The 22,095-nt window shown below is 69.5% G+C and carries 17 protein-coding genes; 8 read left to right on the top strand and 9 right to left on the bottom strand.

What is annotated here, in order from left to right; translation table 11 throughout:
• Nucleotides 1-60 precede the first annotated feature (60 nt).
• The 8 genes from mreC (at nt 61) to OG747_RS14475 (ending at nt 15,148) form a co-directional block, all read left to right on the top strand.
• Nucleotides 61-999 carry a rod shape-determining protein MreC gene (gene mreC, locus OG747_RS14510; RefSeq protein ID WP_405879742.1) on the top strand — a complete coding sequence of 313 codons (939 nt, stop codon included), beginning with the start codon at nt 61-63 and terminating at the stop codon, nt 997-999.
• A 12-nt stretch (nt 1,000-1,011) separates the two neighbouring features.
• Nucleotides 1,012-1,680, top strand: a complete 669-nt coding sequence (gene mreD, locus OG747_RS14505) for a rod shape-determining protein MreD (protein WP_405879741.1) — start codon at nt 1,012-1,014, stop codon at nt 1,678-1,680.
• 143 nt (nt 1,681-1,823) lie between these two features.
• Nucleotides 1,824-4,085, top strand: coding sequence for a penicillin-binding protein 2 (mrdA, locus tag OG747_RS14500; protein ID WP_405879740.1), 2,262 nt, complete (start codon nt 1,824-1,826; stop codon nt 4,083-4,085).
• A complete protein-coding gene (rodA, locus tag OG747_RS14495; RefSeq protein ID WP_405879739.1) occupies nt 4,082-5,278 on the top strand; it encodes a rod shape-determining protein RodA in 1,197 nt (398 codons plus the stop codon). The genes mrdA and rodA overlap by 4 nt, the downstream gene beginning before the upstream one ends.
• Nucleotides 5,279-5,473: 195 nt before the next feature.
• Entirely contained in the window at nt 5,474-7,036 is a 1,563-nt protein-coding gene (locus OG747_RS14490) for a CHAD domain-containing protein (RefSeq protein WP_405879738.1), read from the top strand.
• A gap of 115 nt (nt 7,037-7,151) precedes the next feature.
• Complete coding sequence (locus tag OG747_RS14485; RefSeq protein WP_405879737.1) at nt 7,152-9,113, top strand: TIGR03960 family B12-binding radical SAM protein; 1,962 nt, start codon at nt 7,152-7,154, stop codon at nt 9,111-9,113.
• 555 nt (nt 9,114-9,668) lie between these two features.
• Nucleotides 9,669-12,107, top strand: a complete 2,439-nt coding sequence (locus tag OG747_RS14480; protein WP_405879735.1) for a SpoIIE family protein phosphatase — start codon at nt 9,669-9,671, stop codon at nt 12,105-12,107.
• A gap of 494 nt (nt 12,108-12,601) precedes the next feature.
• A complete protein-coding gene (locus tag OG747_RS14475; RefSeq protein ID WP_405879734.1) occupies nt 12,602-15,148 on the top strand; it encodes an amino acid permease in 2,547 nt (848 codons plus the stop codon).
• A gap of 230 nt (nt 15,149-15,378) precedes the next feature.
• On the opposite strand, the gene OG747_RS14470 is transcribed toward OG747_RS14475, so the two are convergent.
• From OG747_RS14470 to OG747_RS14430, 9 genes are all read right to left on the bottom strand, one after another.
• A complete protein-coding gene (locus OG747_RS14470; protein WP_405879733.1) occupies nt 15,379-15,912 on the bottom strand; it encodes a hypothetical protein in 534 nt (177 codons plus the stop codon).
• Between the two features lie 69 nt (nt 15,913-15,981).
• Nucleotides 15,982-16,470 carry a hypothetical protein gene (locus OG747_RS14465; protein ID WP_405879732.1) on the bottom strand — a complete coding sequence of 163 codons (489 nt, stop codon included), beginning with the start codon at nt 16,468-16,470 and terminating at the stop codon, nt 15,982-15,984.
• A gap of 2 nt (nt 16,471-16,472) precedes the next feature.
• Entirely contained in the window at nt 16,473-17,006 is a 534-nt protein-coding gene (locus tag OG747_RS14460; RefSeq protein ID WP_405879731.1) for a hypothetical protein, read from the bottom strand.
• A 348-nt stretch (nt 17,007-17,354) separates the two neighbouring features.
• Nucleotides 17,355-17,534 (bottom strand): hypothetical protein, encoded by a 180-nt coding sequence (locus OG747_RS14455; RefSeq protein WP_405879730.1) that lies wholly within the window; start codon nt 17,532-17,534, stop codon nt 17,355-17,357.
• Between the two features lie 131 nt (nt 17,535-17,665).
• Nucleotides 17,666-18,352 carry a response regulator gene (locus OG747_RS14450; RefSeq protein WP_405879729.1) on the bottom strand — a complete coding sequence of 229 codons (687 nt, stop codon included), beginning with the start codon at nt 18,350-18,352 and terminating at the stop codon, nt 17,666-17,668.
• Nucleotides 18,349-19,707 carry a sensor histidine kinase gene (locus OG747_RS14445; protein WP_405879728.1) on the bottom strand — a complete coding sequence of 453 codons (1,359 nt, stop codon included), beginning with the start codon at nt 19,705-19,707 and terminating at the stop codon, nt 18,349-18,351. Before OG747_RS14445 ends, OG747_RS14450 begins: the two co-directional genes overlap by 4 nt.
• A gap of 188 nt (nt 19,708-19,895) precedes the next feature.
• A complete protein-coding gene (locus tag OG747_RS14440) occupies nt 19,896-20,750 on the bottom strand; it encodes an ABC transporter permease (RefSeq protein ID WP_405879727.1) in 855 nt (284 codons plus the stop codon).
• Complete coding sequence (locus OG747_RS14435; protein WP_405879726.1) at nt 20,747-21,682, bottom strand: ABC transporter ATP-binding protein; 936 nt, start codon at nt 21,680-21,682, stop codon at nt 20,747-20,749. Before OG747_RS14435 ends, OG747_RS14440 begins: the two co-directional genes overlap by 4 nt.
• A 98-nt stretch (nt 21,683-21,780) precedes the next feature.
• Nucleotides 21,781-22,068, bottom strand: coding sequence for a hypothetical protein (locus OG747_RS14430; protein ID WP_405879725.1), 288 nt, complete (start codon nt 22,066-22,068; stop codon nt 21,781-21,783).
• Nucleotides 22,069-22,095: the final 27 nt, after the last annotated feature.

Genomic DNA, 22,095 nt, shown 5'->3' with positions numbered 1-22,095 from the left:
ACCCATCGATCCGGCCCATCGATCCGACCCATTCCGACGAGGAAGGCACGGCCGCCGCACGTGAGGGACACACGAGAGAGCCGGCTGCTCCTGGTGCTGCTGATCGCCATCGCGTTCGCTTTGATCACGGTGGACATCCGCGGTGGACAGGACTCACCGGTCCAGGGTGCCCGCCAGGCCGCCGCGACGGTCTTCGGCCCGATCGAGAACGGGGTGTCCTCCGCGGTCAACCCCGTCGGCAACGCGATCGCCGCGGTCCGCGACTCCGGCGGCCGGCACGACCGCATCGCCCAACTCGAGCACGACAACTCGGTGCTGAAGGCCAAGCTCGGCAGTGACGACCGCAACCGCAATCGCCTCACCCAGCTCGACAAGATGCTGAAGATGGCCGGAGACGGGCAGTACGGCATCAAGGGCGCCGAGGTCATCGGCATAGGAGCGGCCCAGGGCTTCTCCTGGACCGTGACGATCGACGTCGGCTCGAACGACGGCATCCAGCGCGACATGACCGTCCTGAACGGCGACGGGCTCGTCGGCAGGGTCACCACCGTCGGGCCGAACACCGCCACCGTGCTGCTCGCCAACGACCCCGACTTCACCGTCGGCACGCGGATGGAGACCAGCGACGAGATCGGCTTCGCCTCCGGTCAGGGCGACCGCCCGCTGCGGGTGGAGATGCTCAACGGCAAGGCGAAAGTCAAAAAGGGGGACCGGCTGGTCACCTTCGGCTCGCAGGCCGACAAGCCCTTCGTGCCGGGCGTCCCGGTCGGCGTGGTCTCCCGCGTCGACCCGTCCGGCGGCGACCTGACCCGGACCATCTACGTCACGCCGTACGCCTCGTTCACGAAGCTCGACATCGTCGGCGTCGTCGTCGAGGCACCCCGCAAGGATCCACGCGACACGGTGCTGCCACCCAAGCCCAAACCGACGCCCACGCCGACCGTGACCGTGACGGTCACCCCCTCGGCGTCCGAGCCCGCCACCGGCCAGACGCCGTAGGAGCCGAATCCCATGCGTTTCAACCGGATGCTGCTCTCCACCACCCTGGTGGTGGTCGCCCTGGTGATCCAGGTGAGCGTCCTCGCCCGTCTCCACCTCCCGGGCGCCGTCCCGGATCTGGTCCTGCTCACCGTGCTGGCCCTCGCCATGGTCTACGGCCATGTCGGCGGCGCCCTCATCGGCTTCGGCGCGGGGCTGCTCGCCGACCTCGTCCCGCCCGCCGACCACGCCGCCGGGCGCTACGCCCTCGTGCTGTGCGTCGTCGGCTACCTCGCGGGCCTGGCCAAGCCGGAGAACGGCCAGCTCAAGTCCGCCACCGGCCCGATGGCCGTGGTCGTCACCGCCGCGATCGGCTCCACCCTGCTGTACGCCGGTGTCGGCGCCCTCGTCGGTGACACCGCCGCCCGCCATGTCGGCCTCGGCAGCCTGCTGTTCACGGCCGCCCTGTACGACCTGCTGCTCGCGCCGTTCGTGGTCCCGGGGTTGATGGCCCTGGCCCGGCGCTCCGAGAACAACCCGCTCTCCGAGACCGGATCGTCCGCCAAGGCCGCCGACGTCTCCTCGGGCTGGCTGTCCTCCGGGACCGGCCTGCGCATCGGCAGCCAGCGCGGCCACCGGGTCAAGGCCGCCCGGGCGCGCGTCGCCCGCGCGGGGCGCATCAAGGGGGTCAAGCGCCTGTGAGGGCACAACAGTTGATCGACCCCGGGGTGAGCGCCCTCAGGTTCACCGTGTACTCGTATGACGCGTACGCATGTGGTGACCGGTACGAATGCGGCTCGCGCGCCCATGTCTCGTACACACACTGAGAGGGGGAGGCAGCACCAGTGACCAACATTCCCGAGACCGGCAGGACCCCACGGGTCCAGATCCGACTCGTCGTCATCCAGATCCTCGTCCTCTCCCTCCTCGGCACCCTCGGCGGCCGCCTCTGGTACCTCCAGATCCGCAACGGCCAGGAGTACGCCAAGGAAGCCTCCGGCAACCACGTCCAGCAGGTCGTCCAGCCGGCCGTACGCGGCTCGATCCTGGACGCGCGGGGCGTGCCGATCGCCGACAACGAGACCCGCCTCGTGGTCTCCGCCTCGCGTACCGACCTGCTGAAGATGAAGGACGACGGCAAGGCGGTTCTGACCAAGCTGGCCGGCGTGCTGGGCATGAAGCCCGAGGACGTCATCCAGAAGGTGCGGCTGTGCGACGCGAAGACTCCGCAGCCCTGCTGGAACGGCTCTCCGTACCAGCCCATCCCCATCACCGACGAGGCCACCGCCAAACAGGCCCTGCAGATCCGCGAGCGCTCCGAGGACTTCCCCGGCATCACCGCCGAGCCCGAGGCCGTACGCCGCTACGCCGCCCCCGGCAAGGCCAACACCGCGCAGGTCCTCGGCTACCTCTCGCCCGTCACGGACGCCGAGATCACCCAGGCCAAGGACACCAGCTCGCCCTACCTCCGCTCCGACCAGGTCGGCCGCTCCGGCCTCGAGCGCCAGTACGACAAGGAACTGCGCGGCAAGGCCGGCGTCACCCGCTACGAGGTCGACAACCTCGGCCGGGTCATCGGCAAGGCCAAGAGCGACGCGGCTCAGTCCGGCTCCAACCTCGTCACCAGCATCGACTCCCGCGTCCAGCGGGTCGCCGAGTACGAGCTGGACACGGCGATGAAGGCCGCCCGCCAGCAGCTCGACAAGATCACCGGCGAGAACTACAAGGCGGACTCCGGCGCTGTCGTCGTGATGGAGGCCAAGACCGGCCGGATCGTCGCCATGGCGTCCGCCCCGACGTACGACCCGAACGCCTGGGTCGGCGGCATCTCCGCCAAGGACTACAAGAACCTCACCGGGAAGAACTCCGACTACCCGCTGCTCAACAGGGCCATACAGGGTCAGTCCGCGCCCGGTTCGACCTTCAAGGTGGTCTCCACGGCCGCCGCGGTCCAGGCAGGCTACGACTTCAACGGCAACTACCCGTGCACGAGTTCGTACTCTGTCGGCGGACAGGTCTTCAAGAACTTCGAGGGGGAGAACTTCGGCCCCATCTCGCTCGGCCGCGCCCTTGAGGTCTCCTGCGACACCGTCTTCTACGGCCTTGGCGACAACGAGTGGAAGAAGGACGGCGGCATCAACCCGAAGAAGGGTCAGCCCAAGGACTACTTCTTCAAGACCGCCCACCAGTTCGGCCTCGGCAAGCAGACCGGCATCGACCTGCCGGGCGAGGTCACCGGCCGCGTCCCGGACCGCCAGTGGAAGCTGAACTACTGGAAGGCCAACAAGGACGCCTGGTGCAAGTCCGGCAAGAAGGACGGCAGTTACGTCGAGAAGATCGCGTACGAGAACTGCCTCGAAGGCAACAAGATGCGCGAGGGTGACGAGATCAACTACTCCATCGGTCAGGGCGACACCCTCGTCACCCCGATCCAGGAGGCCATGATCTACGGGGCGATCGCCAACGGCGGCACCATCCACGCGCCGACCATCGGCAAGGCGATCATCAGCGCCGACGGCAAGACCGTCCAGGAGATCAAGCCCAAGGTCAGCGGCAAGCTGCCGATCAGCCAGGCCACGCTCAAGGGCATGGACTCGGCCTTCGAAGGCGTCGTCACCCGCGGTACCGCCGCCTGGAAGTTCGGCGGCTGGCCGCAGGACAAGATCGCGCTGCACGCCAAGACCGGTACCGCCGAGGTCTACGGCAAGCAGACCACCTCGTGGTTCTCCACGTACACCAAGGACTACACGGTCGTCATGACGATCGCCCAGGCCGGTACGGGCTCCGGCGCCTCCGGTGAGGCCGTGCGCAACATCTACAACGCGCTGTACGGCGTCCAGGCCGACGGCTCCATCGACGACAAGAAGGCCCTCCTGCCCACCCCGGAGAAGAGCCTCCCGAAGATCCAGACGGACGGCTCGATCGACACCCCGGAGATCTCCAAGGACCCGGTCAAGGAACTGCAGGCCAGCGAGTCGCCCTCGCCCGGGGCCACCGACCAGCAGCTGCCCGCGGGCACCACGCCGTCCCCGACGGCCAGTAACCGCACTACCCGAAGGCGTACGGACCGTCCGAAGAAGCGGCGGGGGACGAGGATCCTGACATGACCGGAGCGAACAACTTCTCCGTCTCCGGCTACGGCCCCGACCGCGGCGGACTGTCGCGCCTCTTGGCCCGCGACTCACTGGCCCGCCGCCTCGACTGGCCGATACTGCTGTCGGCCATCGCGCTCTCCCTGATCGGCTCGGCCCTCGTCTACTCGGCGACCCGCAACCGCACCGAGATCAACCAGGGTGACCCGTACTACTTCCTCATCCGCCACCTCATGAACACCGGCATCGGCATCGGCCTGATGATCGGCACGGTCTGGCTGGGCCACCGCACCCTGCGCACGGCGGTCCCGATCCTGTACGGCCTCTCGGTCTTCATGATCCTGCTGGTGCTGACCCCGCTGGGCGCGACGATCAACGGCCAGCGCAACTGGCTCGTCGCGGGCGGCCTGTCGCTCCAGCCCGCCGAGTTCACCAAGATCACGATCATCCTGGGCATGGCGATGCTGCTCGCGGCCCGGGTGGACGCGGGGGACAAGCTCTACCCCGACCACCGCACGGTCCTGCAGGCCCTCGGCCTCGCCGCCGTCCCGATGATGGCCATCATGCTGATGCCCGACCTCGGCACGATCATGGTCGCGGTCATCATCGTGCTCGGCGTACTGCTCGCCTCCGGCGCGTCGAACCGCTGGGTGTTCGGCCTGCTCGGTGCCGGTGCGCTGGGCGCGATCGCCATATGGCAGCTCAAGATCCTCGACGAATACCAGATCAACCGCTTCGCGGCCTTCGCCAACCCCAACCTCGACCCGGCCGGCGTCGGCTACAACACCAACCAGGCCCGCATCGCCATCGGCTCCGGCGGCCTCTTCGGCACGGGCCTCGGCCACGGCTCGCAGACCACGGGCCAATTCGTCCCGGAACAGCAGACGGACTTCGTCTTCACGGTCGCGGGCGAGGAACTGGGCTTCGCGGGCGCCGGCCTGATACTGCTCCTCCTGGGCGTGGTCCTCTGGCGAGCCTGCCGCATCGCCCGCGAGACCACCGAGCTCTACGGCACGATCGTCGCCGCCGGCATCATCGCCTGGTTCGCCTTCCAGGCCTTCGAGAACATCGGCATGACGCTGGGCATCATGCCGGTCGCGGGCCTGCCACTGCCTTTCGTCTCCTACGGCGGCTCGTCGATGTTCGCGGTGTGGGTGGCGGTGGGGCTGTTGCAGTCGATCAGGGTGCAGCGGCCCCTGTCGGCGTAGGTCTCCGGCGGTCGGGTGGGAGGGGGCGCGTTCGTGGCGCCCCTGAAAGCCTCACCCCGGCCCGCGTCATTCGGCCCGTCCGGCGTTCGAGGACGCGGCCGTTCAGGGGTGGCGGGGGCCGAAAACGGGCGTTCCCGGGAGTCCCGTAAGGCTCGGGCACTGCCATCCCGGCCCCGCTGCTACTAGATTCAGGTCATGGCGGACACCAAGCGCGAAATCGAGCGGAAGTACGAGGGTCCCCCGGCCGGCGGCGACGCGCCACTCCCGGACCTGACCGGCGTACCCGGAGTCTCGGGCGTCATCGACAAGGGTGTGGCCGAACTCGACGCCACGTACTACGACACGGCCGACCAGCGGCTCGCCACCGCCTCCCTCACCCTCCGCCGTCGCACCGGCGGCGACGACGCGGGCTGGCACCTCAAACTCCCCGTCTCCGAAGGCGTCCGCGACGAGATCCGCGCCCCCCTCTCCGACACCGTCCCCGAAGACCTGACCGCCCTCGTCCGCTCCCGCATCCGCGAGGCCGAGCTCGTCCCCGTCGTACGTCTCCGCTCGGCCCGCGACATCCGCCACCTCGTCGACGCCTCCGGTGACCTGCTGGCCGAGGTCAGCGTCGACCGCGTCCGCGCGGAGCGCCTGAGCGGCGGCGAGGACACGGGCAGGGGCACGGGCACGGGCACCGTCGAGTGGACCGAGATCGAGGTGGAACTCGCCGACGACGGCGACCCGGCCTTCCTCGACAAGGTGGAGAAGAAACTCCGGAAGGCAGGCGTCAACCGGTCGTCCTCGCCGTCCAAGCTGGCGAGGGCACTGGCCGAGACCGCCCCGCGGCGCAAGAAGCGGGGCGAGGCAGGTCCGGAACCCGGGAACGGTACGCAGCCGACCCCGGTCAGCGCGGGCGACCACGTCCTCGCGTACCTCCGCGCCCAGCGTGACGCGATCATCGAACTGGACCCCGCCGTCCGCCGCGACGTGTACGACTCCGTGCACCGTATGCGCGTCGCCACCCGCCGCCTCCGCAGCGCCTTCCGCTCGTACGGCAAGGTCCTCGACCGCACCGTCACCGACCCGATCGGCGACGAGCTGAAGTGGCTGGCCGCAGAGCTGGGCGTCGGCCGCGACCAGGAGGTGCTCACCGAACGCCTGACGACGGCGCTCGACGACCTCCCGCCCACCCTCGTCATGGGCCCCGTCCACACCCGGTTGAGCACCTGGGCGGGGGCCCGCGGCTCCGGCTCCCGGCAACGACTGCTCGCCGTACTGGACGGCCAGCGCTACCTGGACCTGCTGACCGCGCTGGACGCACTGCTGGCCGATCCGCCCCTGCTCAAGGCGGCTTCGAAGGCCCCGGAGAAGGAGATCGCCAAGGCCGTACGAAAGGACTTCACGAAGGTCTCGGACCTGATCGGCCAGGCCCTCGACCTGCCGCCCGGCGTCGACCGCGACCTCGCGATGCACGAGGCCCGCAAGAAGGCCAAGCGCACCCGCTACGCGGCCGAGGCGGCCACCCCCGCACTCGGCGAGCCCGCCGCCGACCTGGTCAAATCGATGAAGTCCCTGCAAACTCTGCTCGGCGACCACCAGGACAGCGTGATGGCCCGCGAGGCCCTGCGGGAACTCGCAGGTCTGGCGTACGCGGCGGGGGAGAGCTCGTTCACGTACGGCGTGCTCCACGGGCGCGAGGAGCAGCGGGCGGCGGCGGCCGAGGCGGCGCTTCCGGGGGAGTGGGAGTCGATCGCGGGCCAGGGCGGGGTCTGATCACGGGCACGAGCGCGGGCCCGGACGGACGCTCGGCGTACGAGGGCCGGTCCCGGCCGCGTTAGGCTGGATGGTCACTCCTGTCTGTACCTCCCAGCTCACGAAGGTTCGCGAGATGCCTGCCGAATCCGCTGTATCGGTGTTTCCACAGCTCGAAGCTCTGCTCCCGCATGTGCAGAAGCCGATCCAGTACGTCGGCGGAGAGCTCAACTCCACGGTCAAGCCCTGGGACGCCTGTGACGTCCGCTGGGCGCTGATGTACCCGGACGCGTACGAGGTCGGGCTGCCCAACCAGGGCGTCATGATCCTCTACGAGGTACTGAACGAGCGCGAGGGCGTCCTCGCCGAGCGCACGTACAGCGTCTGGCCGGACCTGGAGGAGCTGATGCGCGAGCACCGGGTCCCCCAGTTCACGGTGGACAGCCACCGCCCGGTGAAGGCCTTCGACGTGTTCGGCCTGTCCTTCTCCACGGAGCTGGGCTACACGAACATGCTGACGGCCCTGGACCTGGCCGGGATTCCCCTGGAGGCCAAGGACCGTACGCTCGACGACCCGATCGTGCTGGCCGGCGGCCACGCGGCGTTCAACCCGGAGCCGATCGCCGACTTCATCGACGCGGCGATCATCGGCGACGGCGAGCAGGCCGTGCTCGACATGACGGAGATCATCCGCGCCTGGAAGGCGGAGGGCCGCCCCGGAGGCCGCGAGGAGGTTCTCTTCCGCCTCGCGAAGACGGGCAACGTCTACATCCCCGCCTTCTACGACGTCGAGTACCTCCCCGACGGCCGTATCGCCCGTGTGGTCCCGAACAGGTCGGGCGTGCCGTGGCGGGTGTCCAAGCACACGGTCATGGACCTCGACGAGTGGCCGTACCCGAAGCAGCCCCTCGTCCCGCTCGCGGAGACGGTCCACGAGCGCATGTCGGTGGAGATCTTCCGCGGCTGTACGCGCGGCTGCCGCTTCTGCCAGGCGGGCATGATCACCCGCCCGGTGCGCGAGCGCTCCATCACGGGCATCGGCGAGATGGTCGAGAAGGGCCTGAAGGCGACGGGCTTCGAGGAGGTGGGCCTGCTCTCCCTGTCCTCCGCGGACCACTCGGAGATCGGCGACATCGCCAAGGGCCTGGCGGACCGCTACGAAGAGGACAAGATCGGCCTCTCCCTCCCCTCCACCCGCGTGGACGCCTTCAACGTGGACCTGGCCAACGAGCTGACGCGCAACGGCCGCCGCTCGGGCCTGACCTTCGCCCCCGAGGGCGGCTCGGAGCGCATGCGCAAGGTCATCAACAAGATGGTCTCGGAAGAGGACCTGATCAGGACCGTCGCGACGGCCTACGGCAACGGCTGGCGCCAGGTGAAGCTGTACTTCATGTGCGGTCTGCCGACGGAGACGGACGACGACGTCCTCCAGATCGCGGACATGGCGATGAGCGTGATCCAGAAGGGCCGCGAGGTCTCCGGCCAGAACGACATCCGCTGCACGGTCTCGATCGGCGGCTTCGTCCCCAAGCCCCACACCCCCTTCCAGTGGGCGCCCCAGCTCTCCGCCGAGGAGACGGACGCCCGCCTGGAGAAGCTCCGCGACAAGATCCGCGGCGACAAGAAGTACGGCCGCTCCATCGGCTTCCGCTACCACGACGGCAAGCCCGGCATCGTCGAGGGCCTGCTCTCCCGCGGTGACCGCCGCATCGGCGCCGTCATTCGCGCGGTCTACGAGGACGGCGGCCGCTTCGACGGCTGGCGCGAGCACTTCTCGTACGACCGCTGGATGGCCTGCGCCGAGAAGACGCTGCCGGCGTACGGGGTCGACGTCGACTGGTACACCACCCGCGAGCGTACGTACGAGGAAGTCCTCCCCTGGGACCACCTCGACTCCGGCCTCGACAAGGACTGGCTCTGGGAGGACTGGCAGGACGCCCTCGACGAGACCGAGGTCGAGGACTGCCGCTGGACCCCGTGCTTCGACTGCGGCGTCTGCCCTCAGATGGACCTCAGTATCCAAATCGGCCCCACGGGCAAGAAGCTCCTGCCGCTGACGGTCAAGAAGGACGCTGCGACCAGCGGACACGCTCACTGACGTGAGTGAGGCGTCGCAGCGGATCGCCGATGCCTTGGTGGACGCCGGTGACGAAGACAGGGCTGCCTTGCTGAACGTGCTCGGCGCTCAGGGTAGGCGGCAGAGGCCCGTGCGGGATACGCCGGGAACGCCACTGCCGCCTCCTGGAGGGTCTGAAGGCAAGCGGGACCGACTGGCTGCAACCCGCACTTCAAAGATTTCCCGGCAGGTGAGTGGGCGCCCGTCATGGCCCGGCAGCGGGCCCTGACGGGCAGGTGCACGGGCCGGTGCACAGGCCTGCCCGATTCGCGGGCGAGCGTAAGGGGCCATGAACACTCGCGCCACAGCAGCTCCCGGCCAAGTCGCTACGACGACCTGCGTGACGGAGCAGTCCCCGGCGGTGACCACCCGAACACCCCATTCCTTGCATCCGCTGAGCGTCGCCATGCCACTCCTTCCGAACGGCCGAACGGCCGAACGGCCGAACGGCCGAACCGCCGGGCCGAGAGGAACGGGAGAGTCGCGGACGGAGACCGGGGGGAGGAACATCGGAGTCACCGAGACAAGGTGGTGGCTATGGGGACACCGTCGATGCTGTTCAGCGAGAGTCCGGAGGATCCGTTCGCCCTCGGGCGTGGCGCTTCGGCTGTGCTCGACGATCACGGCACAGTGGTCGGCTGGAGCGTACGTGCACAGGAGCTGCTGGGCTATCCGGCCAAGGAAGTGATCGGACGGGCGTGGCAAGACCTCCTGATCGACGCCCGTGACCTGCCTGTCGCGCGGGCCGCCGCCGCAGACGCCATGAGCACGGGGGGCTGGTTCGGGGTCCTGCCCATCCGGCACCGCGACGGACGGCGTGTGGAGATGGGTTTCCGGGCCCGAGCGATCACCCGGGACGGGGACAGCCAGGAGTGGCTCCTGGTCGGTGCCCCTGCCGCGGAGGTCATTGCCTGGCAGCGGGACCGTGCGCTGCTGGACGGCCTGTACTACCGGTCCCCGATCGGTCTGGTCGTCCACAGCCCGGAGAGGACGGTGATCCGGGTCAACCGTGCGGTCGAAAAGGCGAGCGGCGTCCCGGCCGGGGACCCGGTAGGCCGTCGCCCAGGCGAATTCCTGGTCGACGAGGACGCGGGTCCGGCCGAGGAGCGGGTACGGCACGTCCTGGAGACCGGCGAGCCGTTGATCTTCACGGAGCAGTCCGCCCGGACACGCCATGATCCGGGTCGGGAACGGATGGTGTCCGTCTCGGCGTTCCGGATGGAGGACTCCTCGGGCCGGGTTCTCGGCGTGGCCGAGACGATCGAGGACGTGACCGACCGCCATCGGGCCCAACGCAGACTCACCCTGCTGAACGAGGCAAGCGCCCGGATCGGAACCTCACTGGACGTGACGCAGACCGCCCGGGAACTGGCCGAGGTGGCCGTCCACGGCCTGGCCGACTACTGCTCGGTGGATCTTCTGAAGCCGGTGACAGTTGGTGACGAACCACCCCCCGGTGTGGCAGGTCCGCTGCTCCGAGTAGCCCTCTCGCCCCCGGAACGCCGGGTCCCGTTCCAGGAGGGCGAGGTGGTCCCGGTCTTTCCGGGATCGCCGCAGGCGCGGGCCTTGGCCGAGCGTCGCCCGATCCTCGATGGGCTGCTGTCCCTCCGCCCCGAGTGGTACGCCATGGACCGGCGACGGATCGAGATCGCCATGGGTCTCGGCGTTCATTCGCTGATCGTGGTGCCCTTGGTGGCGCGCGGCCTGGTGCTGGGCGTAGTGAGCCTGTGGCGAGCGCGCCATTCGGAGCCCTTTGAGGACGACGATGCCGCGGTGGCCCAGGAGTTCTCCTCGCGTGCGGCCGTCTGCATCGACAACGCGCGCCGCTTCACCCAGCAGCAGAGCGCCGCTCTGACTCTGCAGCGCAGCCTGCTGCCGAGTGCGGCGTCCGACCTGCCGGCCGTCGAGGTGGCCTGTCGATACCTCCCAGCGAGCGGTGAACCGGGTATCGGCGGTGACTGGTTCGACGTGATCCCGTTGTCAGGGGCCCGGGTCGCCCTCGTCGTGGGGGACGTGGTCGGGCACGGGATTCACGCCGCGGCCTCGATGGGCCGCCTGCGCGCCGCCGTGCGCACCCTGGCCAGCCTCGACCTGGAACCCGACGAGGTGGTGGCCCGGTTGGACGATCTGGTCAGTCTGCTGGCCACCGAGCTGGAGGCGAACGCCGACGGCAATCAGTCGGTGGTTGAGCAGGTGCTCGGGGCCACCTGCCTCTACGCGGTCTACGATCCGGTCTCCCGGCACTGCTCCCTGGCACGCGCCGGCCACCCGGCACCGATGGTGTCCACCCCGGACGGCCAGGTGACCGTGCTCGACCTCCCCGCAGGTCCACCGCTCGGCCTGGGCGGGCTGCCGTTCGAAACGTACGACTTGGACCTCCCCGAGGGCAGCCTGCTCGCGCTCTACACCAACGGTCTCCTGGAGGCGCGCAACGGCGACATCGACGCCGCGCTGGAGCACCTGCACGAATGTCTCGCCCACTCCGCCGATCCTCTGGACAGCACCTGCCACGCCGTGGTTGAAGCGCTGCTGCCCACGGACTACCTCCCCACCGACGACGTCGCGCTGCTCATCGCCCGCACCCGGGTGCTACCGCCACAGAATGTCGCCTCATGGCAGCTGCCCCTGGAAGCGACCGCCGCTGCCCGCGCCAGGGAGCTGACCACGGCGATACTGGCCGAATGGGGGCTGACGGAACTGGCCTTCACCACCGAGCTGGTCGCCAGCGAGCTCGTCACCAACGCCTACCGGTATGCGGCCGACGGCCCCGTCACCCTGCGCCTCATCCGTACGCAGTGCCTGATCTGTGAGGTGTCCGACACCAGCCACACGTCCCCTCACCTCCGACGGGCCCTTACCACGGACGAGGGCGGACGCGGGCTCTTCCTGGTCGCGCAGCTCACGGAGCGGTGGGGCACCCGCTACGCCCACGACGGCAAGACCGTTTGGACGGAGCAGCCTCTGCCGCGCGCATGATCCGCTCCCTCCACGAGCGCAGACAACCACGAACAGCCGCCAACGGCCGACTGACCAGCCCACCAGACCTCGATACTTCCCAGCCAGTAGTCCGGGACCGAGTTGTCGCGACACGCCAATGCAGCCCTCGTACGCCCCTGCCGGAGCCCAGGGGCCCCTCGGCATCCACTCAGTGGTGGAGTGGGTCTGAGCTCGGTACGGGCCTTCGTACGGCTATGTTTCGCTCCGCGAGCGGCAGGCTCCGTGAGCGGCAGGGAACGGCCGGATCGCCGTCGTGCACCATGGCAGCCACAGGGGGGCGGCCGGGGTTCGGGCGTCACCCCGGCTGCCCGGTTGTGTGACCGGCGGCCTTCCTGTGCCCCTGCGCTGTTGCGGAGGGGAGTGGCCCGGCGGTGGAATCAAGTGTGAGGCACTTTGGCGGCGCCGCGTCCGCCGGCCGCCCCGCTCCCGGGACGGGGTCCGGCCGGAAAGGGCTCAAGAACGACGCCTTGGGCATGTTGTCCTCGGTGGCCATGGGCCTGGCCTCCACCGGCCCGGCGTACAGCCTGGCCGCCACGCTGGGCATCATCGTGGCCGGGGTCGGACTGCAGGCCCCGATCGTCACCATGCTGGCGTTCATCCCGATGCTGCTGGTCGCGTACGCCTTCCGGGAGCTCAACGCGAGCAACGCCGACTGCGGGACCACCTTCACCTGGGCCACCCGCGCCTTCGGACCGCGCACCGGCTGGATGGGTGGCTGGGGCCTCATCGTCGCCAACATCATCGTCATGGCGAGCCTCGCCGAGATCGCCGCTGCCTACAGCTTCCGCTTGGTGGGCTTGGACGACCTGGCGGAGAACCGGCTGTGGACCACCGTGGTGGGCATCGTCTGGATCGCCGTGCTGACCGTGATCTGCTACGTCGGCATCGAGGTCTCGGCGGCTGTCCAGCGCTGGCTGCTGTGTCTGGAAGTGGTGATGCTGATCCTGTTCGCCGTCGCCGCGCTGGTCAGGGTCTACACCAGCCCTCCCCCGACGGCGATCCACGTTTCCGCCTCCTGGTTCAACCCCTTCGAGGTGCCCTCGGTAAAGGCCCTGACCTCGGGCGTCCTCGCGGGGGTCTTCATCTACTGGGGCTGGGACACCTCATTCGCGGTCAACGAGGAAACCGTCGACAGCACGCGCGTCCCCGGGCGCGCCGCGGTCATGTCCACCGTGCTGCTCCTGATCACGTACGGGCTGGTGTCCACTTCGACGCAGGCGTTCGCGGGAGTCGGCACCTCGGGCATCGGGCTCGGCAACACGCACAACTCGGACGATGTGTTCTCCGGAGTGGGCGACGCCGTGTTCGGGAGCCACGACACGGGGCTGTTCCTGTCGAGACTGCTGATCCTGATGGTGCTGACCTCCGCGTTGGCCTCCGCCGAGACCACCATCCTGCCCCTGGCCAGGACCGTCTTCTCCATGGCGGTCCACAAGGCCGTCCCCTCCCGGTTCGCCCGGGTCCACCGCAGGTTTCTCACCCCGACCTGGGGGACCGTCGGCATGGGAGCGGTCTCGATCGCCTTGCTGGTCCTGCTGAAGACGTTCAGCCAGAACGTCCTGGCCGACTCGATCGACTCGGTCGGTCTCGCGATCGCATTCCAGTACGGGCTGACCGGCTTCGCCTGTGTCTGGTACCACCGCAAGATCCTCACCCGCAGTGCCGAAGACCTGGTCTTCAAGGGCGTGTTGCCGGGGCTCGGCGGGCTGATCATGCTCCTGCTGTTCCTGTACGCCACCTTCGTCGTCTACGCGAACCCCGGTTACGGCACGACCACCGTCGACCTCCCGCTGATCGGAAGGACGGGCGGGGTCACCGTCCTGGGCCTGGGCGCCCTGCTGCTCGGTTTCCTGCTGATGCCGGTGGTCACCCGTGGCCACGCCGTGGCCCTCAAACTCCAGCGGAGCCTGCTTCCGCGCCATCTGCCGCCGCACGTCGCCGTTGACTCGGCGAGCCGCTACCTGCCCGCCGACAGCGGGTCCGGGGTGGGCGGCGACTGGTACGACGTCATCCCCCTGTCGGGCACCCGGGTCGGCCTGGTCGTCGGGGACGTGCTCGGTCACGGGCTGCGCGCCGCGGCCACCATGGGACGTTTGCGCACGGGGGTGCGCGTCCTGGCCCGGCTGGACCTGAGCCCGGACGAGCTCCTGTCCCGCCTGGACGACCTGTTCGAGCTGACCGCGCAGGAGCGCGGGGTCGGCCAAGGCCCGGGCCACCCGAGGCCGAAGGCCGACGAGGCCCTCGGCGTGACCTGCCTGTACGCGGTGTACGACCCCGTCTCGGGGAAGTGCAGCCTGGCGCGGGCCGGGGAGCCGGTACTGGCGGTCGTCGAACCGTACACGGGCGTCGTCGACTATCCGGAGCTGCCCCCCGGACCGCCGCTGGGGATCGGTGGCGTGCCCTACCAGAGCACGGAACTGGAGCTCCCGCCGGGCAGTCTCGTCGCCCTCTTCACGGGCGGCCTCCTCCAGGCGACCGCCGGCCGTGACGCCGGACTCGCGCAGCTGTCCCAGATCCTCGCCGACGACCGAACGTCCCTGGAAGAGCTGTGCGACCGGGCGGTGACCACCCTGCTGCCCGGGGCGGTGGACGAGGACGCGACGCTGCTCATCGCCCGCACACGCCTGCTCGACCGGAACCAGTTCACCCAGTGGGAACTGCCCCCGGACCCGGCGGTGGTGGCCACCATCCGCACCGCCGTCAGCAAGCAGCTCCGCGACTGGGGGCTGGACGACCTGACGTTCACCAGCGAGCTCATCGTCAGCGAACTGGTCACCAACGCCATCCGCTACGTCGGAGGCCCGATCCAGGTGCGCCTGATCCGCGACCGGACCCTGATCTGCGAAGTCTCCGACACCGGCCACACCACGCCCAATCTGCGGCACGCCGCGAACGACGACGAGGGAGGCCGGGGCCTGTTCATCATCGCCCAGATGACCCACCACTGGGGCACGCGCTACACACCCACCGGCAAGACGATCTGGACCGAGCAGGACCTGCCGTCGGCGGACGGCGAGTAGCACCCCCCGAGGTCCGAACAGGCTGCGGCCTGGTCGACGCGAGGAGCGCGGTACGGAACCAGTGTGGCCCTGGTGCCGCGGTGGAGGCCGAGCGTGCTGGATGACGCGCCTCGCGGTGGGTACCCGGGGATGTATGGCTGTGGCTGTGCAGCAGCGCGCTCGGGTCCGGATGACCGCAGGCCCCGGCGTTTCGCGCGCCGGGGCCTGCGAGTCTCCCTGGTGTCCTGCGGTTATCCCTTGGACGACCAGAAGGACGGGATGTGGTACGGGAGCTTGGCTGTCCCGCTGCGGTCGGTGTGCCAGCTGCAGTTGGCCAGGTAGTGGCCGTACTTCCAGGTCATCTGGTCCCGGTGCGCACCCGCGTGCAGGTACCCGAGCCTCCAGGAAGAAGGAACCGTCCAGGAGTCCCTGTAGGTGACGCTCGCTTCGAGCTTGAGCGCGATCGACGCGTTCACCTGGGCCTTGGCACCGGCCACGATCGCGTTGATGCTGCCTTCGACCTGGCCGCCGACGGTTCCGGTGACGCTGGTCCCGGCGGTGATGGCGATGCTGAGGGTGTGTCCGCCGGGTGCGCTCGCCGGGGGCACCATGCCCACGTTGTGCGAGCTGACGCCCGAGTAGGCGTATCCGGGGTCGGGCGGGCAGCTCTGGGGCACCGCGGCCTGTGCCATGGCCGGAGTCACCCCCAGGAGTGCGAACAAGGATATCCCGGCTGCGGCGGCCAGGGTGCGGGCGCCGTATCTCCGTGCGTTCTGCGTATGCATCTGCGTGAACTCCCCGTAGTTGTCGTCATGCCCACCGCGGGAGGGGGCCGTCCCGCTCCCGCGGTCACGTCAAACTGCCCAGATGGCGAATCTCCACCCGACGCTCTGCCCCACGGACAGGTGGATGAGACCGTCTGCCGTCGAACTGCGGAATCCGGTGGTGTATACCGATGTGCCGTCGCACCCGGCGACGTTCAGGATGAAGCCGCCCGAGGAATCGGTGACCTTGGCCTGCCCCTGCCCGGAGCACACGAACCGGATGGTCACCCTTCTGCTTTTCTTGGCGAGAGCGGCGAGCGAGACGTCACTCTTTCCTTTTCCGGCAGTGGATTTCAGCATGGCACCCGCCGGGGTATCCGATCCCTTCAGATCGACGATATCCGGGAGGATGACCGGGGACGGTGTCGCATCTTCGTGTGACGGACTCGAATTCCCCGACTGGCTGCTTCCAGGGCGGTACAGATTGTCCGGCGCGTGCTTTCCCTGACTTCCGCAACCGGCTGTCGCGGCAAGTGACAGGGCCAGGGCCAACCCGCAGACGGCGGTTCGCCGTCGCATCCTCATCCCTTGGTCGACCAGAAGGACGGGATGTGGTACGGGAGCTTGGCTGTCCCGCTGCGGTCGGTGTGCCAGCTGCAGTTGGCCAGGTAGTGGCCGTACTTCCAGGTCATCTGGTCCCGGTGCGCACCCGCGTGCAGGTACCCGAGCCGCCAGGAAGCAGGAACCTTCCAGGAGTCGGTGTAGGTGACGCTCGCGCTGAGGGTGAGCGCGATCGACGCGTTCACCTGGGCCTTGGCGCCGGCCACGATCGCGTGGACGTCACCCGAGACCGAGCCGCCGACGGTTCCGGTGACGCTGGTCCCGGCGGTGATGGCGATGCTGAGGGTGTGTCCGCCGGGTGCGCTCGCCGGGGGCACCATGCCCACGTTGTGCGAGCTGACGCCCGAGTAGGCGTATCCGGGGTCGGGCGGGCAGCTCTGGGGCACCGCGGCCTGTGCCATGGCCGGAGTCACCCCCAGGAGTGCGAACAAGGACATCCCGGCTGCGGCGGCCAGGGTGCGGGCGCCGTATCTCCGTGCGTTCTGCGTATGCATTTATGTGCTCCCCGTTGTCGTCGGCCTGGGAAATGAATCTTCAGCCTGTGGGTCAACGGGGAAAACGTATGAGGTCGAAGTGACATACGAAAGTCGCCAGCGGTCAAGGTCCAGTAAAGAGGTTGTAGTGAATTCCCCTCGGCACATCTCGTTTCCGTCCATCAGGGACCAATCGGACGTGCGGAATAAGTGATTCCGGTGCCTGGGATCCGGTGAAGCTCAAAGGAAGCTCAAATCCTGGTTTTCGGGGGCGCCGACCGAATTCAGGTATTCGCGAACCAGCATTCTTTTTTCCAGGGTGTGAGTCGGTAAACCCGACTCAGGTGGGAACGGACGCTCGTGACCAGGTCACTTCATGGGCTCCCGGTCGCTGCTGGACGCGATGTCCGCGTCCAGCAGCCGACGGTAGCCGTGGGTGCCATGGAAATGGATCTCGGCACTCGCGTCCTGGGCGCGCCGATTGGGCCGGAACCCATAGCGGACCGGCTTGAAGTCGGCCTCGAAGATCGGTTCCCATACCAGCTTCAACCACCAGCTTCAACGCGGCCTGGACGACCCGGTCGGCGATCACGGGGACGGAGGCGGCGAACTGCCACCTCGTTCGGGGCGCGTATGACGCCACCGGTGGAGTAGACCGACCGCGGTCCAGCGCCGGAGAGTCAGTCGGGTGGGTTCGGGTGGGCGAGTCCGAGGTCGTAGGCGAGGATGACCGCCTGGACCCGGTCGCGGGCTCCCACCTTCGCCAGGACGCGGCCGACGTGGGTCTTCACGGTGGATTCCGCCACGACCAGGCGCTCGGCGATCTCACTGTTGCTCCAGCCCTGGCCGATGGCGACGAAGATCTCGTACTCCCGTTCGGTGAGGGCGCGTACCCGGGGGTCGTCCGCCGTCCTTTGACCCGGCTGACCCGACGACTCACGGGGCAGGTGCTTGGCGTAGGCGTCGAGGAGGCGGCGGGTCAGTGCGGGGGCGATCACGGCGTCGCCCGCCGCGACCGCGCGGATGCCGGCCAGGAGTTCCTCTGGGTGGGCGTCCTTGAGGAGGAAGCCGCTGGCTCCCGCGCGCAGCGCCGCGTGGGCGTATTCGTCCAGGTCGAACGTGGTCAGGATGAGGACGCGGGAGCGGTCGCCGGAGGCGACGACGCGGCGGGTGGCCTCGATGCCGTCCATGCCGGGCATCCGTACGTCCATGAGGATCACGTCCGGGCGGAGTTCGGCGGCCTTGCGGACGGCGTCGGCGCCGTGGGCGGCCTCGCCGAGGACTTCGGTGTCGGGGGTGCTCTCCAGGAGCATCCGGAAGCCGAGGCGTTGCAGGGGCTGGTCGTCCACGATGAGCACGGTGGTCACGCCGCACCGCCTGTGGCGGCCGGCGGGGTGACGTCGGTCTCGGCCAGGGGGGTGAGGTCGAGGGTGGCCCGCACCGTCCAGCCTCCGCCGGGGGCGGGTCCCGCGGTGACAGTCCCGTTGTAGAGGGCCGCGCGTTCTCTCATGCCGGCGAGTCCGTGTCCTTCGTCGTGAGGTGACCCGGGACGGACGGTACCGCCGCCCGGGCCGGTGTCGTGGACGTCGATGTGCAGCCGCGTGTCCTTGACGCTCACCGCGAGCTCGACGCGGGTCTCGTGACCCGCGTGCTTGAGGGCGTTGGTGAGGGCCTCCTGGACGATGCGGTAGACGGTCAGCTGGACACCGCGGTCCAGGGTGTCCAGCTCGCCGCCGGTGCGGTAGACGACCTGGGGACCGGCGGCGCGGATCCGGGCGCACAGGGCGTCGATGTCCGCGATGCCCGGCTGGGGGCTGAGCTGGGGCCCGGCGGGGGTCTGGGTCTGCTCGCGCAGCACGCCGAGCATGCGGCGCAGTTCGCCCAGCGCCTGGCGTCCGGTGTCCCCGATGAGCAGCAGGGCCTGCTTGCCGCGTTCCGGTGCGAGGTCGGTCGCGTACGCGCCACCGTCGGCGAGGGTGATGATGACGGAGAGGTTGTGGCCGACGATGTCGTGCATCTCGCGGGCGACCCGGGTGCGTTCGGCGGCGGCGGCCAGTTTGCTGCGCTGGTCGCGTTCGATCTCCAGGCGGGTCGCGCGGTCGCGCAGGACGGCGAGCTGGGCGCGCCGGATCCGTACGGCCAGACCGAGCGCGACCGCCGCTGTGAAGGTGCTGAACAGGAAGAACAGCGCGTCCAGGACGGACACCACGGTCTCCAGCCGCACGGCGACCAGGACCAGGGCGCAGGCTGTGACGGCGCACGCCACGGGCAGTCGCCGGAGCTGTCCGTGCACCACCAGGCTGTAGAGGGCGATCAGCAGGGCGATGTCGGCGCGCAGCCAGACGCCCACGGCCAGCTGGAGGAAGAACACCGCGGCGATCACGGCGAAGGCGAGGGTCGGCCTTCTGCGCCGCCACAGCAGGGGCAGGACCAGTCCGGCCTGCAGTGCGACAGTCGCCGGCCAGGGCAGATGGGTGAAGTGGGTGTCGAAGCCCCGTCGTTCACCGTGGCCGTCGTGCACCAGGTCCGGCACGCAGAACATCAGCGCCACGACCATGATCACGCCCGCGTCCAGGATCCACGGACGGTTCCGGTCGCCCTGCTTGAGCCGTCGACCGAGGCGGGACAGCCCATGGGCCAGGGGGTGGTTCCACGGGAGGTCCGCCTCCGCGAAGGGCGGGTCGGAGGGTTCCCCTGCACGGGCGGTGTCGTCGATGCTCATGGGTGTCACTGGTCCGCGTTCATGGGTGTCACCTGTCCATTGTGTGTCCGGCCGCTTCCCCGCCGCGTGTCCGTCGTGGCCCGGGAAACGGCCGACCGGCGCGGCACCGGGTCCGGTGACCCGGTCGGGGTGCCGCGCCGGCGAGGAGGTCAGGCGTCAGGATCAGACGTCCGGGGCAGACGTCAGGGTCAGGCGTCGCTGCGTACGAGGCGGTAGGCGGCGCCTGCCAGCGCGAGCAGGGTCCAGCCGAGGAAGACCAGGAGTCCGGCGGTGGGCGACAGGGCCGTCGAGTCGTGGGTCAGCGCGAACATCGACTCGCCCGCGTTGCTGGGCAGGTACGGGCTGATGTTGTCCTGCCACGAGGTGGGCAGCAGGTGGATCAGACCGGGGATCAGCATCAGCGAGGCGACCAGGACCGAGATGCCACCGGCGACCGAACGCAGCAGCGCGCCCAGGGCGGTGCCGATCACGCCGACCAGACCGAGGTAGAGGCCCGCGCCCAGCAGGCTGCGGACGACGCCGGAGTGGGAGATCGTCAGGGCCGCGGGGGTGCCGGAGACGATCCCGCTGGTGATCAGGAACGCGACGAAGACGCCGACCGTGGAGACGACGAGGGCGACCAGGCCGAACACCGCCGCCTTGGACCACAGCACCGGCAGGCGGCGCGGGACGGCGGCCAGCGTGGAGCGGATCATGCCGGTGGAGTACTCGCCGGCGGTGACCAGCACGCCCAGGACACCGAGCGCCAGTTGCGCGAAGTTCGTGCCGAACACGGAGAGGCTGAGCGCGGTGGCCGACACGTCGTCCGGGCGCAGCCGCTCACCGGAGTCGATCTGGGACTTGTAGTGCGCGGCGGCGATCACGCCGAACGCGATCAGGAACAGCAGGCCGAGACCGAGGGTGATCCAGGTGGAGCGCAGGGACCACAGCTTCGCCCACTCGGAGCGCAGGACACGACGCCCGGTGACCTTGTACGTCGGACGTGCCGCCGGGACCGGTGCGGGCGCGGGGCTGTCGGTGTCGGTGACGGTGATGGTGCTCATGCCGCCCTCCCGGGGGTCTCGACGGTGGCGGTGGCGTGGTACTCGACGGCGTCGCGGGTCAGGTCCATGAAGGCCTGTTCCAGGGAGACGGTCCGGGAGCTGAGCTCGAACAGGGGGATGCCGTGCTCGGCGGCCTTGAGGCCGATGGCCCGCGCGGACAGGCCCGTCACGTGCAGTTCCTCGGAGCCGACCTCGCCGGTGATCTCGACGTCGGGGCCGGCCAGTACCTCGCGCAGGCGGGCCGACTGGTCGGAGGCCACGGTCACGGTGTCGCCGCCGGCCTGCTGGACCAGTTCCTTGACGGTGGTGTCGGCCAGCAGGCGGCCGCGTCCGACGATGATCAGGTGGTCGGCGACCAGGGCCATCTCGCTCATCAGGTGCGAGGAGACGAAGACCGTACGGCCGTCCGCCGCGAGGCCGGTCAGCAGGTTGCGGATCCACAGCACGCCCTCGGGGTCCAGCCCGTTGACCGGCTCGTCGAGCATGATGGTGGCCGGGTCGCCCAGGAGGGCCGCGGCGATGCCCAGGCGCTGGCCCATGCCGAGGGAGAAGGCGCCCGCGCGCTTCTTGGCCACGGACTGCAGCCCGGTCAGCTCGATGACCTCGTCCACCCGGCGGCGCGGAATGCCGTGGGTGTGGGCCTGTGCCATCAGGTGGTCGAACGCGGACCGGCCCGGGTGGATCGACTTGGCCTCCAGCAGCGCGCCGACCTCCTGCAGGGGCGCGGTGTGCTGGGCGTAGTGCTTGCCGTTGACCGTGACGCTGCCGCTGGACGGAGCGTCCAGTCCGACGATCATGCGCATGGTGGTGGACTTGCCGGCGCCGTTCGGGCCCAGGAAGCCGGTGACCGTGCCGGGCTTGACGGCGAAGTCGAGCCGGTCGACCGCGGTCTTCTCGCCGTACCGCTTCGTCAGCTGATGTGCCTCGATCATCGCTCGCTCTTCCCTCACGTTCGGGGGGCCGGACCCCGCCTGACTGCTCACTCGCCACGCTAGGGGCCGGCGGACCGGGATCCGTCGTACCCGGGAGCTCAATGAAGCGAGGCCTGTAGCACCGCAGTACCACTGAGCTGGGCGTGTCGGATGACATCACCGCCCGGGCCGGGTGCGTCCGTCCGGGTTGCGGGCTTGGTGGCGCGAACGATGGCGGAGCGCATGCCGTCGGCGACGGGGTGCGTGGGCGCGATCTCGACCTGCGTGAACCCTGCCGCTTCGAGGCCTTCGCGGTACTCGGTGGATTCGCGGTACTCGGTGAAGGAGCGGTGTCCCGTACCGGAGGCGGCGGTGGCGCGCGCCACCGCCCGCGGCCCGGGCGTCACGCGGATGCCGGGCCGCAGGAACCCCGT

This window comes from Streptomyces sp. NBC_01384 (assembly GCF_045040035.1).
In the GTDB taxonomy this organism is placed as follows: Bacteria; Actinomycetota; Actinomycetes; order Streptomycetales; family Streptomycetaceae; genus Streptomyces.
The sequence above is the reverse complement of the archived record's forward strand: the minus strand, read 5'-3'. Positions and strand labels throughout refer to the sequence as shown.

What these genes read in the sequence shown, in the direction of transcription:
- mreD (WP_405879741.1), top strand. Translation starts at nt 1,012, where the DNA reads ATGCGTTTCAACCGGATGCTGCTCTCCACCACCCTGGTGGTGGTCGCC.
- rodA (WP_405879739.1), top strand. Translation starts at nt 4,082, where the DNA reads ATGACCGGAGCGAACAACTTCTCCGTCTCCGGCTACGGCCCCGACCGC.
- OG747_RS14490 (WP_405879738.1), top strand. Translation starts at nt 5,474, where the DNA reads ATGGCGGACACCAAGCGCGAAATCGAGCGGAAGTACGAGGGTCCCCCG.
- OG747_RS14485 (WP_405879737.1), top strand. Translation starts at nt 7,152, where the DNA reads ATGCCTGCCGAATCCGCTGTATCGGTGTTTCCACAGCTCGAAGCTCTG.
- OG747_RS14480 (WP_405879735.1), top strand. Translation starts at nt 9,669, where the DNA reads ATGGGGACACCGTCGATGCTGTTCAGCGAGAGTCCGGAGGATCCGTTC.
- OG747_RS14475 (WP_405879734.1), top strand. Translation starts at nt 12,602, where the DNA reads ATGTTGTCCTCGGTGGCCATGGGCCTGGCCTCCACCGGCCCGGCGTAC.
- OG747_RS14470 (WP_405879733.1), bottom strand. Translation starts at nt 15,912, where the DNA reads ATGCATACGCAGAACGCACGGAGATACGGCGCCCGCACCCTGGCCGCC.
- OG747_RS14465 (WP_405879732.1), bottom strand. Translation starts at nt 16,470, where the DNA reads ATGCGACGGCGAACCGCCGTCTGCGGGTTGGCCCTGGCCCTGTCACTT.
- OG747_RS14460 (WP_405879731.1), bottom strand. Translation starts at nt 17,006, where the DNA reads ATGCATACGCAGAACGCACGGAGATACGGCGCCCGCACCCTGGCCGCC.
- OG747_RS14445 (WP_405879728.1), bottom strand. Translation starts at nt 19,707, where the DNA reads ATGAGCATCGACGACACCGCCCGTGCAGGGGAACCCTCCGACCCGCCC.
- OG747_RS14440 (WP_405879727.1), bottom strand. Translation starts at nt 20,750, where the DNA reads ATGAGCACCATCACCGTCACCGACACCGACAGCCCCGCGCCCGCACCG.
- OG747_RS14435 (WP_405879726.1), bottom strand. Translation starts at nt 21,682, where the DNA reads ATGATCGAGGCACATCAGCTGACGAAGCGGTACGGCGAGAAGACCGCG.